14 protein-coding genes are annotated in these 14,706 nt (G+C 62.8%); 7 read left to right on the top strand and 7 right to left on the bottom strand.

The window, feature by feature from the left end:
• Positions 1–25: 25 nt before the first annotated feature.
• Entirely contained in the window at positions 26–1,006 is a 981-nt protein-coding gene (locus THIVI_RS03580) for an MBL fold metallo-hydrolase (RefSeq protein ID WP_014777279.1), read from the bottom strand.
• Between the two features lie 323 nt (positions 1,007–1,329).
• On the opposite strand from THIVI_RS03580, the gene THIVI_RS03575 reads away from it, so the two are divergent.
• Positions 1,330–2,115 (top strand): DUF2189 domain-containing protein, encoded by a 786-nt coding sequence (locus THIVI_RS03575; protein WP_014777278.1) that lies wholly within the window; start codon positions 1,330–1,332, stop codon positions 2,113–2,115.
• 19 nt (positions 2,116–2,134) lie between these two features.
• Here the strand turns inward: THIVI_RS03575 and THIVI_RS03570 are convergent, their stop codons facing one another.
• The 4 genes from THIVI_RS03570 to grxC are packed head-to-tail and all read right to left on the bottom strand — an operon-like array spanning position 2,135 to position 3,993.
• Positions 2,135–2,797, bottom strand: a complete 663-nt coding sequence (locus THIVI_RS03570) for a sulfotransferase family 2 domain-containing protein (RefSeq protein WP_014777277.1) — start codon at positions 2,795–2,797, stop codon at positions 2,135–2,137.
• 40 nt (positions 2,798–2,837) lie between these two features.
• Positions 2,838–3,296 carry a hypothetical protein gene (locus THIVI_RS03565; protein WP_014777276.1) on the bottom strand — a complete coding sequence of 153 codons (459 nt, stop codon included), beginning with the start codon at positions 3,294–3,296 and terminating at the stop codon, positions 2,838–2,840.
• Between the two features lie 7 nt (positions 3,297–3,303).
• The gene (locus THIVI_RS03560) at positions 3,304–3,729 is read right to left on the bottom strand and encodes an RNA-binding S4 domain-containing protein (RefSeq protein ID WP_014777275.1); all 426 of its coding nucleotides are present in this window, start codon (positions 3,727–3,729) and stop codon (positions 3,304–3,306) included.
• Positions 3,730–3,738: 9 nt separating this feature from the next.
• Positions 3,739–3,993, bottom strand: coding sequence for a glutaredoxin 3 (gene grxC / locus THIVI_RS03555; RefSeq protein WP_014777274.1), 255 nt, complete (start codon positions 3,991–3,993; stop codon positions 3,739–3,741).
• A gap of 173 nt (positions 3,994–4,166) precedes the next feature.
• Between grxC and pepN the strand changes: the two genes are divergently transcribed.
• On the top strand, positions 4,167–6,812 hold the full coding sequence (pepN, locus tag THIVI_RS03550; protein WP_014777273.1) for an aminopeptidase N: 2,646 nt from the start codon (positions 4,167–4,169) through the stop codon (positions 6,810–6,812).
• 69 nt (positions 6,813–6,881) lie between these two features.
• On the opposite strand, the gene THIVI_RS03545 is transcribed toward pepN, so the two are convergent.
• Positions 6,882–7,229, bottom strand: coding sequence for a TraR/DksA C4-type zinc finger protein (locus tag THIVI_RS03545; RefSeq protein ID WP_245537369.1), 348 nt, complete (start codon positions 7,227–7,229; stop codon positions 6,882–6,884).
• 12 nt (positions 7,230–7,241) lie between these two features.
• Here THIVI_RS03545 and lptF point away from each other — a divergent pair, with 12 nt between their 5' ends.
• From lptF to THIVI_RS03530, 3 genes are all read left to right on the top strand, one after another.
• Positions 7,242–8,369 (top strand): LPS export ABC transporter permease LptF, encoded by a 1,128-nt coding sequence (gene lptF / locus THIVI_RS03540; RefSeq protein ID WP_014777271.1) that lies wholly within the window; start codon positions 7,242–7,244, stop codon positions 8,367–8,369.
• A 65-nt stretch (positions 8,370–8,434) separates the two neighbouring features.
• A complete protein-coding gene (locus THIVI_RS03535) occupies positions 8,435–9,685 on the top strand; it encodes a lipoprotein-releasing ABC transporter permease subunit (protein WP_014777270.1) in 1,251 nt (416 codons plus the stop codon).
• Positions 9,678–10,379, top strand: a complete 702-nt coding sequence (locus tag THIVI_RS03530; RefSeq protein ID WP_014777269.1) for an ABC transporter ATP-binding protein — start codon at positions 9,678–9,680, stop codon at positions 10,377–10,379. The genes THIVI_RS03535 and THIVI_RS03530 overlap by 8 nt, the downstream gene beginning before the upstream one ends.
• Here THIVI_RS03530 and THIVI_RS03525 read toward each other — a convergent pair.
• Positions 10,322–10,876 (bottom strand): DUF2062 domain-containing protein, encoded by a 555-nt coding sequence (locus THIVI_RS03525; RefSeq protein ID WP_014777268.1) that lies wholly within the window; start codon positions 10,874–10,876, stop codon positions 10,322–10,324. The two genes, THIVI_RS03530 and THIVI_RS03525, sit on opposite strands and share 58 nt — an antisense overlap.
• A gap of 170 nt (positions 10,877–11,046) precedes the next feature.
• On the opposite strand from THIVI_RS03525, the gene THIVI_RS03520 reads away from it, so the two are divergent.
• On the top strand, positions 11,047–12,102 hold the full coding sequence (locus tag THIVI_RS03520; protein WP_014777014.1) for a transposase: 1,056 nt from the start codon (positions 11,047–11,049) through the stop codon (positions 12,100–12,102).
• A gap of 167 nt (positions 12,103–12,269) precedes the next feature.
• Complete coding sequence (locus tag THIVI_RS03515; RefSeq protein ID WP_014777267.1) at positions 12,270–14,558, top strand: DNA internalization-related competence protein ComEC/Rec2; 2,289 nt, start codon at positions 12,270–12,272, stop codon at positions 14,556–14,558.
• The last annotated feature ends 148 nt before the right edge of the window (positions 14,559–14,706 follow it).

Raw genomic sequence — 14,706 nt, 5'->3', positions numbered from 1 at the left:
CAGTGAGGTCGTTAGCCAGATCGACTCAACCCGCCGCCCGCTTCTCGCGGCGCTTCAGCCAGACCTCCAGCCCCTGAGAGTTGAGATCGGTATCCACCGCCAGCAGTTCCTGGATGCGGGCATCGTCATCCGCAACACCATGGGCGCGCGCACTGGCGATCAGGTACTCGGTGACTGCGGTTTTGAGTCGGGTCTGGCGCTCGCTGTCGGGTCGGCTCTCCTGTGCCAGCGCCAGATCAGCCATGTCCCGGATGCTCAGGCGCAGATCGTCCACCAGAGCGTGGGGATGGTCGACGCGGCCATAGTGAGTCAGATACATGGCCTGAGGGGCGAAGGCCATCAGCTTGTCCAGACTGGCCAGCCACTGATCGGGGTCGAAGGCGACCGGCGTGGTCGGTGCGTACAGCCAGGGGCCTTTGGCGGTCTTGAATTCGCGGTAGGCAATGCCAAAGGTATCGCCGGTGAAAAAGCCCTGAGTTCTGGCGTCAAGGAGACAGCCGTGATGGTTGGCATGACCTGGGGTATCGACAAACGTCAGCGCGCGGCCATTGAGATCGAAGGTCTGCCCGTCCTCGGCCAGGATGACTCGCTCTTCCGAGACGGGGATCAGGGTGCCGAAATCCCTGGCGAACGCGGCCTCTCCATAGACGACCGTGGCCCCGGCGATGAGTTTGGCGGGGTCGATCAGGTGCGGCGCGCCCTTGGGATGCACGACCAGACGGGCGTTGGGACAGGCCGCCATGAGACCGCCAGCGCCGCCGGCGTGATCCAGATGGACATGGGTCGGAATCACGAAATCAACCTGCTCGGACGTCAGACCAAGTTCGGCGATGACCGCGAGCAGACCGGGGACGCTGTTGGCCGTACCGGTATCGACGAAGGCCAGTCGATCACCCTCGCGCACCAGATAGCAGGCGGCGAGTCCGTGCCGGTAGAGGCCGGTTTCGATGCAATGGATGCCCGCGGCAATCTCTTCAAACGCGGGCAAGACAGGTTGGTTGGACATGCTGGCTCCGATAGTGGTTCGGCGATCCCAACGGTTGGCGGGAACGCCCTTCTCGTTGGTCCGGCAGTCTAAACGAAGCGGTGCGTTTGCGCAGTTCGGCGTCGTCCCGATCCTTCGCCGACCCTGTCCCGCCGTCTTGGCCCAAGCGCCCGAGCGACGCGAATATAAGCAAAAAGACAATATCTAATACGTTGATTACTATAATCTTTACTTGCGTTTTCGAGAGAAGTCGTAGATCGTTTAATGCAGGTGTCGTGGTGTGCTCGGCATCGGCAAACCGCGTCAGCCATGACGTCCGATAATAAGATTTGGAGGAATTCAGCATGCAACAGGTGGCCGCCGCAGAACACTCCGACCGAGACGAACCTCGCGTCAATAAGATCGATTTCGAGAATATCTGGGTTTGGCTAGGCAAGGGATGGGGCGATATCAAGTCCGCGCCTGGCTACAGTCTGACCTATGGCGCGGGCATTGTGTTCATCAGCGGTTTGATTACCCTGTTGCTGATCGCGGGTCATCTGACGTTTATGGTGCCGTTTCTGATCGCCTGCTTTTTTCTGGTGGCGCCGCTACTGGCGATCGGGCTCTATCAGATGAGCGCGCACCTGGAGCGGGGCGAATCGCTGAAGACCTGTCAGGCATTGGAGGCGTTCAAACGCAATCAGGGACAACTCGGAATTGCCACCGGCTTTCTGGTGATGATCATGCAATTGTGGATTCTCGCCACGGTCTTTCTGTTCATCATGCTGTTCAACGCCCCATTTCCGACTTGGGGGAACTTCATCCCGGTCGTGTTCCTGTCTGGCGAGCACAACCTGATTTTGATCTCTATCACCATCGTCGGCGCCTTTTTCGCGGCCTGCGCCTTCTGTATCAGCGCCATTACCGTGCCGATGTTGATCGACCGGCCGATCGATGCCTTTACCGCCATGCGGACCAGCGTCCGGGCCGTCGCCGTGAACTGGGTTCCGATGCTGCTGTGGGCGACGCTGATCGTTTTGATCGTTGGCGCCGGGCTGGTCACCTTTTACATCGGATTGTTCATCGCCGTCCCGCTGGTCGGTCATGCGACCTGGCATGCCTATCGGGACTTGGTGCCACGAGACTGAGCGCGAATCTGGACGCGGTTTACTCCGGATCGAACCGATAATCGAGCAACGCGATATCGCGGGCGAAATGGCTGGCGACCAGTTCGGCGGTTTGATCGGTGTAATAGCCGCGATAATCCTGCTTGCGGTCCTGTGCCTTGCGGGCGTGGGGCAGGGCTGTTGGCTGGATGTCGATGCGCGCGCAGGCGGTCTCGAAATCCTCGTGCAGGCGTTCATAGCGGCCGATGAAATCCACGATCACCTGACCGTGCAGATCGATCAGATAGTCGGATTGCAACGTGATGGAGGTGTCGAGGTGGTATTGATAGGGCCGCCGAGGATCAAGCTTCCAGCGCAGAAAATCCTCGAAGGTCTCGTGACCGCCCAGAAAATGCGGGCGCTCCCGACGGATATGGTGAAAGGAACTCACCTGGAGATCCCAGGGGTTGCGCACGAAGGCGAATTTGAATAGCGCGTCGAAGAATTCCCTGGGGAGAAGTTCCTGAGCCGCGACGACCTTGGCGTGACGCGGCAGCTTGGTCGCGATGCGATGTCCGCTCAGATGGCTGAAGCGGCTGCACAGAAACATCGGGTAATACCAGGGATCGCGCCAGCGCAGACCTTCCAGGGCCGAGCGCACGCTGGTGCCGCCGGTCTTGGCGATATGGACGAAGAGAAACCGGTATTTGGGCGAGAGCAGCATGATGGAGCTGAATCCAAGTTGCGAATTGGGTGGAGCGGGCTTACGCCCGCGAACGCGAGCGCGGCCGTCCCCGATAGGCCGCGATCTGCTGCATGATGAGCGGGAAGGGCAGCCGATCTAGCGCGCCGAACCGCGCGATGGCCTTCTCGACCGTGGCACGGATATCCTCGATGAACATGGGCGCGGGTTCCTCTGGCGTCAGGGCAGCCTGAATGCCGCGCAGCCCGCCGACCTGGATGCGCATGGCCTTGGCATGGGGCAGGGCGCCGCTGGTGGCGGTCGATTTGAGGGCGAAGCGTGCCTGCTGACGCAGTCGCTCCAGAAGTTCCAGGCACCTCGCCTGGGCCGGATCGGAACCGCATTGCACCCCTTCGCGCTCGGCGAGACAGAATTTATTGGCCAGCGAGCAGGCGCACTGGTTGGTCAGGATAGCCTTCTCGTAGGGACAGAAGCGCTCGTTGATGGCGCGATAGGTACTGCGGAAGGCGTCGCTGTCCACGTCGATCTCAACTCCCGGTTTCGCTGTTGCCGGCGTCGCCCCGCCCGGTGAAGTGCTGGATCATCCGCCGGTCGCGTTTGCTGGGCCGACCCTCCGCGCCGCCTGGTCCCGTGCCGATGTCGCGGCGTTCGCGGAGCATCTCCTGACGCTTGCGCTGGCTCGCTTCATCCTCGGCGTAAAGCAGGGCTGCCTCGGTTGCCGAGCGCCGTTGCCGATCGATCGCGAGTACCTCGATCTCCCAGGAGAGACTGCCTTTGTGAATTTCCAGCCGGGTTCCCGGACGCACGGCGCGACCCGGCTTGGCGCGCTGACCGTTGACCTGGATCTTGCCGCCGTTGATGGCCTCGACGGCCAGATGGCGAGTCTTGAAAAAGCGCGCGCTCCAGAGCCATTTGTCGAGCCGCAGTTCCGGCGTGGGCGTGGTGTCTTTCATGCTTTTTCGTTATAAACCGAGCAGTGTATCCAGTTCGCCGCGCTCGTCGAGCAGGGCCATATCGTCATAGCCGCCGATGGACAGGTCGTCGATGAAGATCTGGGGAACCGTGTGGCGTTGACTGCGTTCCACCATGACCCGCCTCCGCTCCGGGTCGCGGTCGACCGGAATCTCGTCGAACCCGACACCCTTGCGTTTCAGCAGTCGTTTGGCGCGGCTGCAGTAAGGGCAGACCATGGTGGTGTAGATGGTGACCTGGGGCATCGTCTCACTTTATCCTTCGCATTCCGATTCGCGAGCTTCGCCGCTTGCGCGCAAGCCGTCAAGGCGCCCTTGAAAATGGGTGTCGGCGACCGAAAGACCAAGGGTCGGATGTCGCCATCATGCCGTTTGGCCAAGACGAGCGCCTCTCAATCGATTGAGTACCCAGGATTCTCATGTATCGAAACACCCCGCACCCCGTGTTCCTGCGCGATTATCAGCCGCCGGAGTTTCTGATCGATCGGGTCGATCTGCGTTTCGAGCTGGATCCGGAGCGGACCTCGGTCGAGGCGCGTCTCCAAGTGCGCCGCAATCCGGCCGCGACGCGCGGCGACGGTTCGCTACGCCTGCATGGCGAGCAGTTGGATCTGGAACAGGTCTCCATGAACGATCGCCTCCTGACGCCGGCCGACTATCGGGTGGACGCGGAGTCGCTGACGCTGCTGCGCGTGCCGGATCGCTTTGGTCTGATGACGCGGGTGAGGATCCATCCCAGCCTCAATACCGCGCTGGAGGGACTCTATCAATCCGGCGACATGCTCTGTACTCAATGCGAGGCGGAGGGCTTTCGCCGCATCACCTATTTCCTGGATCGACCGGACGTGATGGCCTGTTACGGCACGACCCTGGTCGCCGACCGGCGCCGTTTTCCGGTGCTGCTGTCCAATGGCAACCGGGTCGAATCGCGGGATCTCCCCGATGGGCGCCATCTGGTGCGCTGGGAAGATCCCTTTCCCAAGCCAAGTTACCTGTTCGCACTGATCGCGGGCGATCTGAGCGCGGTCGAAGATGGCTATACCACCGCCTCGGGGCGCGCGGTCGAACTCAAAATCTATGTCGAGCCGCACAATCTGGATAAGTGCGATCATGCCATGCGGTCGCTCAAAAAGGCCATGCGCTGGGACGAGGAGCGGTTCGGGCGCGAATACGATCTCGATGTCTTTATGATCGTCGCGGTCAGTCATTTCAACATGGGCGCCATGGAGAATAAGGGGCTCAACGTCTTCAACGACAAATATGTGCTGGCGCGTCCGGACACCGCCACCGATGCCGATTTCGAGGGCATCGAGGGGGTCATCGCCCACGAGTATTTCCATAACTGGACCGGCAACCGCATCACCTGCCGCGACTGGTTCCAACTGAGCCTGAAAGAGGGCTTCACCGTCTATCGGGATCAGGAGTTCTCCGCCGACATGGGGTCGCGCGGGGTCAAGCGGATCAACGATGTCCGGTTGCTGCGGGCGCATCAGTTTCCCGAGGATGGCGGACCGATGGCGCACCCGGTGCGCCCAGAGTCCTATATCGAGATCAATAACTTCTACACCGCGACCGTCTATCAGAAAGGCGCCGAGGTGGTGCGGATGCAGGCCAATCTGCTCGGCCCCGAGCGGTTCCGCCAGGCGACCGATCTCTATTTCGAGCGCCATGACGGCCAAGCCGTGACCACGGACGATTTCGTGCGCTGCATGGAAGCGGCGAGCGGCCGCGACCTTGGCCAGTTCCGCCGCTGGTACGACCAGGCGGGAACCCCGGAACTCAGTATCCAGGCCGACGATGACGCGGATGACGGCACCTACACCCTGACCATTCGACAGCACACTCCGCCGACGCCCGGTCAACCGGTCAAGATGCCCTTCCATATCCCGCTGGCGATCGGTCTGCTTGGCCCCGATGGCCAGGATCTGCCGACGCGGCTCGCGGACGAGCCATCCGCTACCGCACCCGGCACGCGCGTGCTGGAACTGCGCGAGGCCGAGCAGCGTTTCCGCTTCACCGGTCTGCCGGTCCGTCCGGTGCCGTCGCTGCTGCGCGGTTTTCCGGCGCCGGTCAAATTGCGCTTCGCGTACAGTGACGATGAATTGTTGTTCCTGATGGCCCACGACAGCGACGGTTTCAATCGCTGGGACGCAGCACAGACACTTTTGCAGCGTCTGCTGCTGGCGCTGGTCGCGGATCCGGAGGTGGGGATTCCAGACCAATTCTTCGCGGCCTTTCGGCGCGCACTGCTCGATTCGTCAAGCGACCGGGCGCTGCTCGCCGAGGTTCTCACCCTGCCCTCGGAGTCCTATCTGGGCGATCAGATGGAGGTGGTGGACATCGATGGGATTCACCATGCGCACACGATGCTCGGAAGGCACATCGGCGAACGTCTCGGCGAGGATCTGCTCCGGGTCTATCGGGACAATGGCGAGACCGGCCCCTATGTCTTTACCCCCCAGGCGAGCGGGCGGCGTGCACTCAAGAACCTGGCCCTAGGCTATCTGATGTGGGCCGGCGACGCGCGGGCGCTGGGCGATTGTCAGTCCCAGTTCGCCGCGGCGCACAACATGACGGACGTGATGGCGGCACTGCGTCTGCTGGTCGATCACGGTGGCGCGGAGGGCGCTCAGGCACTGGACGAATTCTACCGCCGCTGGTCACGAGAGTCCCTGGTGCTGGACAAATGGTTCAGCGTACAGGCGACCAGTCCGCGTCCGGATACCCTGGCACGGGTGATTCAATTGATGGGGCACAGCGATTTCTCGCTGCGCAATCCCAACCGCGTGCGCAGCCTGGTGGGCGCGTTCTGCAATGCCAACCCGGTACGCTTCCACGCGGCGAATGGTGGCGGATACCGCTTCCTGGCCGATTGCGTGCTGGAGCTCGATCCGCTCAATCCGCAGATCGCCTCGCGACTGCTCAAGGCCATGATTCACTGGCGGCGCTTCGATCACGACCGGCAGACGCTGATGCGCGCCGAGATCGCGCGGATCCTGGCCATCGAGGAGTTATCGAAAGATGCCTTCGAGGTCGCCTCGAAGGCATTGGAGGGGGCTGTTTAAGCGTTTTCCGAGCAATCTCGCCCCGCATCCGTGGGGCGGGAATTACCTTATTCTACAGGTTCCCCCGATTCAAGCCGCGCACCTTCGCGCCGGTAGGGCGCGGCTACGTTCCTCGGCCGCCTGGCAGGCGGCACAACGCTTGGCGTTAGGGACATGCCGGCGGCGGATTTCCGGGATCGGATCACCGCAATCGACACAGATATCGCTACCGTATCCGCGGTTTGCATACTCCTGGATCGCGGCAATCCGCAGCTGGATTTCACGTTCGGTATGGGCTTGGGCCAAGTCGAGCACGTCGGCGAATTTTTCCATCGGGTTTCCAATCTGTGCTTGAAAGACGAAACCCGAGTATGTTCCCGCTTGATGATGTTGAGATGAGTGTTCGATGGCGGGATTATGAATGGCGAGAAAGGTCATACAGGACGGAGCATGTTCGGAATCGTCGATCGTTATGTCTTCCGCGAGGTGTCGAAGGTCTTTATCGCCATCGTCGTCACCCTTTTGCTGATCGTCACCAGTTTGATGTTTCTGCGTACCCTCGAAAAGGTCAATGTCGGAGGACTGGGCGTCGAGTCGGTGTTTCAGTATCTGCGTTTTCAGATCGTCCAGGACACCTCCAGTCTGCTGCCGCCCGCTTTTTTTCTGGCCATGCTGGCCACCCTGAGCCGACTCGCGCGCGACAGCGAACTGATTGCGATGAATGCCTGTGGCATCGGTCCGCCGAGAATTTATCGCACACTGCTGTTGCTGGCCATTCCCGTCGCGCTCCTGACTGCCTGGTTCGCGCTCTTTCTTCAGCCGGAAGCCGCCGCAGGGATGCAGGAGATTCGTTTGAAGCAGCAGGAACAGACAGCGCAGATCGCCGGTTTGCAGCCAGGGCGGTTCTATGTGGAAGATCAAGGGGATGTGGTGGTCTATATCGGCGAGATCGACCGCCGCAAGCTCCTGAGCGATGTCTTTATTCTTGATCGGCGCGGGGGAAATTCACGTCTCGTCGTCAGCGATGGCGGTCGGCATCGGATCGAGGATGCGACCGGCGACCACCTTGTGACCCTGAGTAGCGGTCATCGTTTCGATGGCAATCCGGGCTCCGGCGCGTTTCTCATCGGCAACTTCGAGGAGTACCGGATCCGCATCCAGGGTTCCGGCGCGACGCCACGGGCCACGAACAAACGTTCGACCACGCCCACACTGGATTTGTTGGGTTCATCCGAACGAGCGGACCGCGCCGAACTCGAACATCGCCTGGCGGCGCCCCTGGCGATTTTTACCCTGGCCATCCTGGCGATTCCGCTGGTGGAGATCTCGCCGCGTCAGAAAACCACGGGGCGTCTGCTCCTGGCCTTTCTGGCCTATTTCAGCTTTTTCAATCTCCAGCGGCTCGCGGAAAGCTGGCTGGAAAGCGGGGTGACACCGCTCTGGCTGGGAAGCTTCTGGTATCAATTCGCGATCCTGGGGGTCGTCTATCTGATCCTGCTCCCGGAAAGCTTCTGGGTGAAGCGGGTGCGGCAACGCCTGTGGGGCGACCGGATGCCCGGATTGGGCGACAGGATTTGAATCCTGAAAATCGATCCGCTGTTTTTCAGGCGCCATGACGACGTTTGTGGTTAAATTCCGCCCCTATGTTTCATCCACTCCCACTCTATATCGGCTTGCGCTATACCCGCGCGAAACGCCGCAATCATTTCATCTCTTTTATCTCGGGCACTTCGATGGTCGGGATCACGCTGGGCATCGTTGCCTTGATCGTGGTGCTGTCCGTCATGAACGGGTTTCATAAGGAGATTCAGCAACGCATCCTGAGCATGGCCTCGCATGCGACCCTGACCGACCCTTACGGAGGAGGGATGACAGACTGGCGCGAGGTGCTGCAACGGGTGCGCGCGCATCCGGACGTGGTCGGCGCGGCGCCCTTCGTCGAGGTCCAGGGGATGCTGGTCAACAGTTCCTACGTGAGCGGCGCGCTGGTCCGCGGCATCGTTCCGACCGAAGAGGACGAGGTCGCCGATCTGCGCGAGCAGATGGTCAGCGGATCGGTCGACGATTTGGCCGACGGCGAGTTCCGGATCATCCTCGGACGCGATCTGGCGGCCTTTCTGGGCGTGGGTCCGGGCGACAAGGTGACGGTCGTCACGCCGCAGGTCAGTGCGACCCCGGTCGGGATCATGCCGCGACTCAAGCGCTTCACGGTGAGCGGCATCTTCGCGGTTGGCATGGCGGACTATGATCGCAACGCGGCCTTCATCCATCTGCGCGATGGGGCCAAGCTGATGAACTACGGCGAGGCGGTCTCCGGGGTGCGGATCAAGCTGACCGATATGTGGGAGGCGCCACGGCTGTCGCGAGAGATCGCCTACGATCTGGGTGGCTCCTACCGGCTGATCGACTGGACCCAAGTGCATAGCAATTTCTTCAGCGCACTGGCGATCGAGAAACGCATGATGGGCATCATCCTCTTTCTGATCGTGGCCGTGGCCGCTTTCAATATCGTCTCGACCCTGGTGATGGTGGTCACCGACAAGCAGTCCGATATCGCGGTACTGCGCACCCTGGGGCTCTCGCCCGCGCGGGTGATGGCCGTTTTCATGGTGCAGGGGACCGCGATCGGGCTGATCGGCACCCTGATCGGCATGTTCGCCGGCGTGGTGCTGGCTTGGAACGTCGAGCCGGTGGTGGGGACCATCGAAACGCTGTTCAGCGTGCATTTTCTCGATCCGACCATTTATTACATCAGTCAACTGCCGTCCGACGTACATCTGGCCGATGTGCTGTCCATCAGTGGCGGGGCCTTTCTGATGTCGGTCCTGGCGACCATCTATCCCGCCTGGCGCGCGGCCCAGACGCAACCGGCCGAGGCCCTGCGCTATGAATGAAGCCGCAGCGGTTCTGGAGGTCGCGGGGCTCGTCAAGACCTTCCAGCAGGGTCCGCAGGAGGTTCAGGTGCTACGCGGGGTGACCTTCCGCGTCGCCCCCGGCGAACGGATCGCCATCGTCGGCGCCTCGGGGTCGGGCAAGAGTACCCTGCTGCATTGTGTCGGCGGTCTGGATCGCCCGACTTCGGGCAGCGTGCGCTGGCTGGACCAGGATGTGAGCCGTCTGTCCGAGGCGAAGCGGGGACTGCAGCGCAATCGGCATCTCGGCTTCGTCTATCAGTTCCATCATCTGTTGCCGGAATTCACGGCTATCGAGAACGTGGCCATGCCCCTGCTGATCGGCGGCGCCCGACCGGCCGAGGCGCGCGCCAGGGCCGAGGATCTCTTGAAGCGGGTGGGACTCGAACACCGTGGCGCGCACAAGCCCGGCGAATTGTCCGGCGGCGAGCGCCAGCGCGCGGCCGTCGCCCGGGCGCTCGTGACCCGCCCGGCTTGTCTGCTCGCCGACGAGCCGACCGGCAATCTGGACCGTCACACGGCTGGCGGCGTCTACGAACTCATGCTGGAGTTGAACCGGGACTTCGGCACCAGTCTGGTGATCGTCACCCACGACACCGAACTGGCGGCGCGGATGGATCAGATCTGGCGATTGGATGACGGGGTGTTGAGCCGGGACGCCGCCATCGCGCGATAGCGTTCCTTGCGCGCACGGATCTGACGCGCCAGTTTCCAGCGCCAGAGGGCATGGATCGTCAGATACCCGAGCAGCGAACAGACGGCGCCGCAGATCAGGCAGCCCAGCGCCAGCGGCCCGATAACCTCCAGCCAGTTATGCCAGTCCAGCCAGAAATGCACATTGAAGCCCTCGATGTCATGGCCGAGGATCAGGCAGCCGACGACATAGGCGAAATAAAACATCGGCGGGATCGTGATGGGATTGGTGACCCAGACCAGGGAGGCGGCAATAGGTAGATTGACGCGCAGAAAGATCGCGATGCCCGCGGCGATGAACGACTGGCCAACGGGCGGCAGATACATGACAAAGAGTCCGATCGCGAACGCGCCCGCGACCGAGTGTCGGTTCAGATGCCACAGATTCGGATCGTGCAGCAGGGTGCCGAAGCAGCCGAGATGTCGATTTTCACGGATTGCCTTCGGGGTCGGCATGACCCGTTTCAGCCATTTTTTCACATATCGATTCCGCGTGGATGTAAGTCGCGTCCATCTTGGGATGTATCGTTTTCCGAGCACGCGAGTATAGGGCAGACACTGGCAAACTGGCTGATTTATCTTGCCAGCGCTCATCACCTATCACATTCTGGCAAACTGCCGCTCAGTCGATGTTGAGGTGATTGAGGATCATGGGAAGCGTCAAACGATTGGCTGATGAAGTGGCGTGCGGGCTGCGCGAGGTGCACCCGCGTCTGCGCAAGACGGTGGTGAGCAAGCTGGCGTTGGCGGTCGGGGCGATGATCGAAGGCCAAACCCCGAACACGGTGGAGTTGGCCAATCTGCTGCCCTTGGACACCGAGCGGCAGGACATGCGCGAGCAATGGCTGAGGCGTTTGCTGAAGAATCCGCGGTTGGGTCCGGGAATGGTGATTGAGCCCTTTGCACGAGCGGAGTTGGCGAAGGCGGCCAGCCATGGTCAGACGGTGTTGTTGAGCCTGGACCAAACCGATTTGGGTGATCGGATGGCGCTGCTGATGGTGGCGTTGCGGGTGGGTGATCGCGCGATACCGCTGGCGTGGCGGGCTGAGGAAGGGGCGGCCAATCTCGGCTTCGCGGGCCAGCAGGTGGTGTTGGAGCCGCTCCTGGCCTGGCTGCCGTCCGGGGCGCGCGTGCTGCTATCGGCGGACCGGTTCTATCCGTCGGCGGGCCTGTTCGGGTGGCTCCAAGCCCGGGGCTGGAGCGACCGGCTGCGCCTGAAGAGCAACGTGCTAACGGATACCGGGCAGGGCGATGAGACGACGACGGGCGCGTTGGCACACGGGGTGACGGAACGTTACTTCACCGGTGTGCGCCTGTTTGCGCAGGGGGTGATCACGAACCTCGGGATCCTGCACGAGGATGGCCACCCCGAGCCGTGGATCATTGCCATGGACGCCGCCCCGACACGGGCAAGCGTGCTTGACGACGCTGCTCGCTGGGCCATCGAACCGATGTTCTCCGACGTCAAGGGCCGGGGCTTCGACTTGGAGGATTCGCAACTCCAGCATGCCGAGCGTTTGGAGCGACTGGTGCTCATCATGGCCTTGGCCATGTACTGGTGTGTTCGCGCCGGCCGAGACGAGGGGCTGAACGATCCGACACCACTCGAAAAAAAGTCCAGGCGCAGAACGACCCCGCGCATTGGAGCTTCAGGAAACTCTATCGTAGCCTGGTCTCGTGGTTCACGCGCGGCCTGCGCCGTCTGAAGCGGTGCCTTCAAAACGACCTCCCGTTGCCCGCTTTTCATGCCCGTGAGTAACTGATAGGTGATGAGCTTGCCAGCGATCCGTCATCCCGGAAAGCCGCCGCCGATCCTCTCGCGGCGGCCCGCCGGTCTCGTGTTGGAACGGGTACGCGCTAAGGGGCGACGAGCATGGTTGCGGGTCTGATTTTCGGCGCGGGCGTCGCCGCTTTCTACCTGCTTCCCGCGCTGCCATCCCTCTGGCTTGCACTCGCGGCACTGGCGCTCATGGCTCTGGCCTGGCGTCTGCGTTGGCTTCGCCCGCCGTGCGTTTTCCTGCTTGGTATCGGCTGGGCGCAATGGCATACCTGCGCGCTGCTCTGCCAACCCTTTCCGGACGATCTGGCCCGTGCGCCGCTGGTACTGGAGGGACGCATCGCCGCCATTCCGGCGGAGACTGGCGTTGCCACGCGCTTTCTGTTCCAGGTCGAGCGCACCGTCCAGGACGGTCGTCCCGTTCCCTTTGACGGTCTGGTCCGGCTCTCCTGGTATCAAGGCGTTCCAGCGCTCAAGGCCGGCGAGCGCTGGCGGCTCCCGGTACGGCTGAAACCGCGTCATGGCTATGCCAATCCCGGCGGATTCGATTTCGAGCGCTGGCTCTTCGAGCAGGGCGTGAAGGCGACTGGCCATGTGCGCCGCAGCGAAGATCTCGAACGTCTGGATGCGGGCGCCGGACCCTATTGGCTGGACCGCTGGCGCCAGCGACTCGCCGGGCATCTTGCCGGCATCCTGGGAGAGGCCCGCGCCTTGGGCTTGATCCAGGCGCTGACGATCGGCGAACGCGCCGGTCTCGGTCCCGATGATTGGGAGGTCTTGACGCGAACCGGCACCAATCATCTGGTCGCCATCTCCGGCCTGCATGTCGGGCTGGTCGCCGCTGGCGTTCTATTTCTGACGCGCTGGCTGTGGTCGCTCAGCACCCGGCTGCCCCTGGTGCTGGCCGCTCCACGCGCGGGCGCGCTGGCGGGTGCGCTGGCCGCCCTGGGCTATGCCGCGCTGGCCGGCTTTGCGGTCTCCACCCAGCGCGCGCTCGTCATGCTCGCGGTGGTGCTCGGCGCGGTGTTCTGGATGCGCACCCTGCGACCCTATCATGCCCTGACGCTCGCGCTGGTCGCGGTGCTGGCGCTCGATCCTCGGGCGGTGCTGTCCTACGGATTCTGGTTGTCCTTCGGGGCGGTCGCCGTGCTGCTTTTCCACCTCGGACAACGCCTGCCGACGCGCGATCTCTGGACCCGCTGGGGGCGTGCCCAATGGGCCGTGGGCATCGGTCTGTTGCCATTGCTCTTCTTTCTGTTCGGGCGCGCCTCGCTGATCGCCCCGCCGGTCAATCTGGTCGCGGTTCCGCTGTTCGGTCTGCTGCTGCCGTTGGTGCTCCTGGCGAGTCTGTTGAGCCTGATTCCGGGATTCGCCTGGCCGTTGACGTTGATCGCCGAACTGCTCGGCTGGTGCCTGGACGGTCTGGCCTGGCTCGCCACGCAGCCGGGCGCCATGGCGACCCTTCCGGCGCGCCCGCTCTGGGCCTGGGGTGTCGCCATCGCGGGCGTTCTGCTGCTCCTGGCGCCGCGCGGACTCCCCGGACGCTGGCTGGGTGTGGTGCTGTTCCTGCCGCTGGTCTGGCTGCGTCCTCCCGTTCCAGTTCATGGCGAGGTCTGGTTCACCCTACTCGATGTCGGCCAGGGACTGGCCGCGGTCGCCCGCACCGGGGAGGGTGTATTGGTCTTCGACACTGGCCCTGGTTTCAACAGCGGTTTCAATACCGGCAGTGCCGTCGTGGCGCCCTTTCTCCTGGCTCAGGGGATCGACCGGATCGACCGGTTGGTGGTCAGCCATGCCGACCGCGATCATGCCGGTGGTCTGGCCGGTCTGGCGGAGCGGGTCATGATTGATCGGCTTCAGAGTGGCGAGCCGGCCGACCTGGACCTCCCCGGCGCCACGCCCTGCTACGCCGGGGAGAGTTGGATCTGGTCGGGCGTGTCCTTCCGGTTTCTACACCCCGAACAGGGCGGCGAGACGGGCAATAATGCCTCCTGCGTCCTGCGTATCGAGACCGGCGGCCATGCCATCCTGCTCGCCGGCGATGTCGAGCAGCGGGTGGAGCGGCAACTGGCCGCCCGGCTCGGATCGGCCCTGCGCTGCGAGATTCTGATCGCCGGCCATCACGGTAGCGCCACGTCCAGCAGCGCCGAGTTTCTGCGCGCCGTGGCGCCCGATCTGGTGCTCTTCTCCGCCGGCTATGCCAACCACTTCGGGTGCCCGGCGCGAACGGTACGCGAACGGGTGACGGGGCAGGGGATCGGGATGCTGAATACGGCGGTCGAAGGCGCGATCGAGATCCGGCTTGGCGTCGATGGAATTTTGGTTGGCCCCAGGGGCTGGCGCGAACAAGCCGGACTGTTATGGACGCACCGGCCTGGAGGGTAGGGCACGCGACCGCCAGCATGATGGTCTCTCGGATGGTCACTGCCATTAAGTTAAGCCGTTCATGGTTCGAGGGCCTCACCACGAACGGCTTAACTTAAAGACAGTGCTCTCGGTTGGTGCGGTCATCCCGCTGCTCATCACCTATCAG

Source organism: Thiocystis violascens DSM 198, from assembly GCF_000227745.2.
Taxonomy (GTDB): Bacteria; Pseudomonadota; Gammaproteobacteria; order Chromatiales; family Chromatiaceae; genus Chromatium; species Chromatium violascens.
This window is presented reverse-complemented; position numbering and strand designations above follow the sequence as displayed.

Excerpts from the sequence above, each read along its gene's own strand:
- THIVI_RS03535 (WP_014777270.1), top strand. The coding sequence starts at position 8,435 with ATGTTTCATCCACTCCCACTCTATATCGGCTTGCGCTATACCCGCGCG.
- lptF (WP_014777271.1), top strand. The coding sequence starts at position 7,242 with ATGTTCGGAATCGTCGATCGTTATGTCTTCCGCGAGGTGTCGAAGGTC.
- THIVI_RS03560 (WP_014777275.1), bottom strand. The coding sequence starts at position 3,729 with ATGAAAGACACCACGCCCACGCCGGAACTGCGGCTCGACAAATGGCTC.
- pepN (WP_014777273.1), top strand. The coding sequence starts at position 4,167 with ATGTATCGAAACACCCCGCACCCCGTGTTCCTGCGCGATTATCAGCCG.
- THIVI_RS03575 (WP_014777278.1), top strand. The coding sequence starts at position 1,330 with ATGCAACAGGTGGCCGCCGCAGAACACTCCGACCGAGACGAACCTCGC.
- THIVI_RS03520 (WP_014777014.1), top strand. The coding sequence starts at position 11,047 with ATGGGAAGCGTCAAACGATTGGCTGATGAAGTGGCGTGCGGGCTGCGC.
- THIVI_RS03580 (WP_014777279.1), bottom strand. The coding sequence starts at position 1,006 with ATGTCCAACCAACCTGTCTTGCCCGCGTTTGAAGAGATTGCCGCGGGC.
- THIVI_RS03545 (WP_245537369.1), bottom strand. The coding sequence starts at position 7,229 with ATGACCTTTCTCGCCATTCATAATCCCGCCATCGAACACTCATCTCAA.
- THIVI_RS03570 (WP_014777277.1), bottom strand. The coding sequence starts at position 2,797 with ATGCTGCTCTCGCCCAAATACCGGTTTCTCTTCGTCCATATCGCCAAG.
- THIVI_RS03515 (WP_014777267.1), top strand. The coding sequence starts at position 12,270 with ATGGTTGCGGGTCTGATTTTCGGCGCGGGCGTCGCCGCTTTCTACCTG.
- THIVI_RS03530 (WP_014777269.1), top strand. The coding sequence starts at position 9,678 with ATGAATGAAGCCGCAGCGGTTCTGGAGGTCGCGGGGCTCGTCAAGACC.
- grxC (WP_014777274.1), bottom strand. The coding sequence starts at position 3,993 with ATGCCCCAGGTCACCATCTACACCACCATGGTCTGCCCTTACTGCAGC.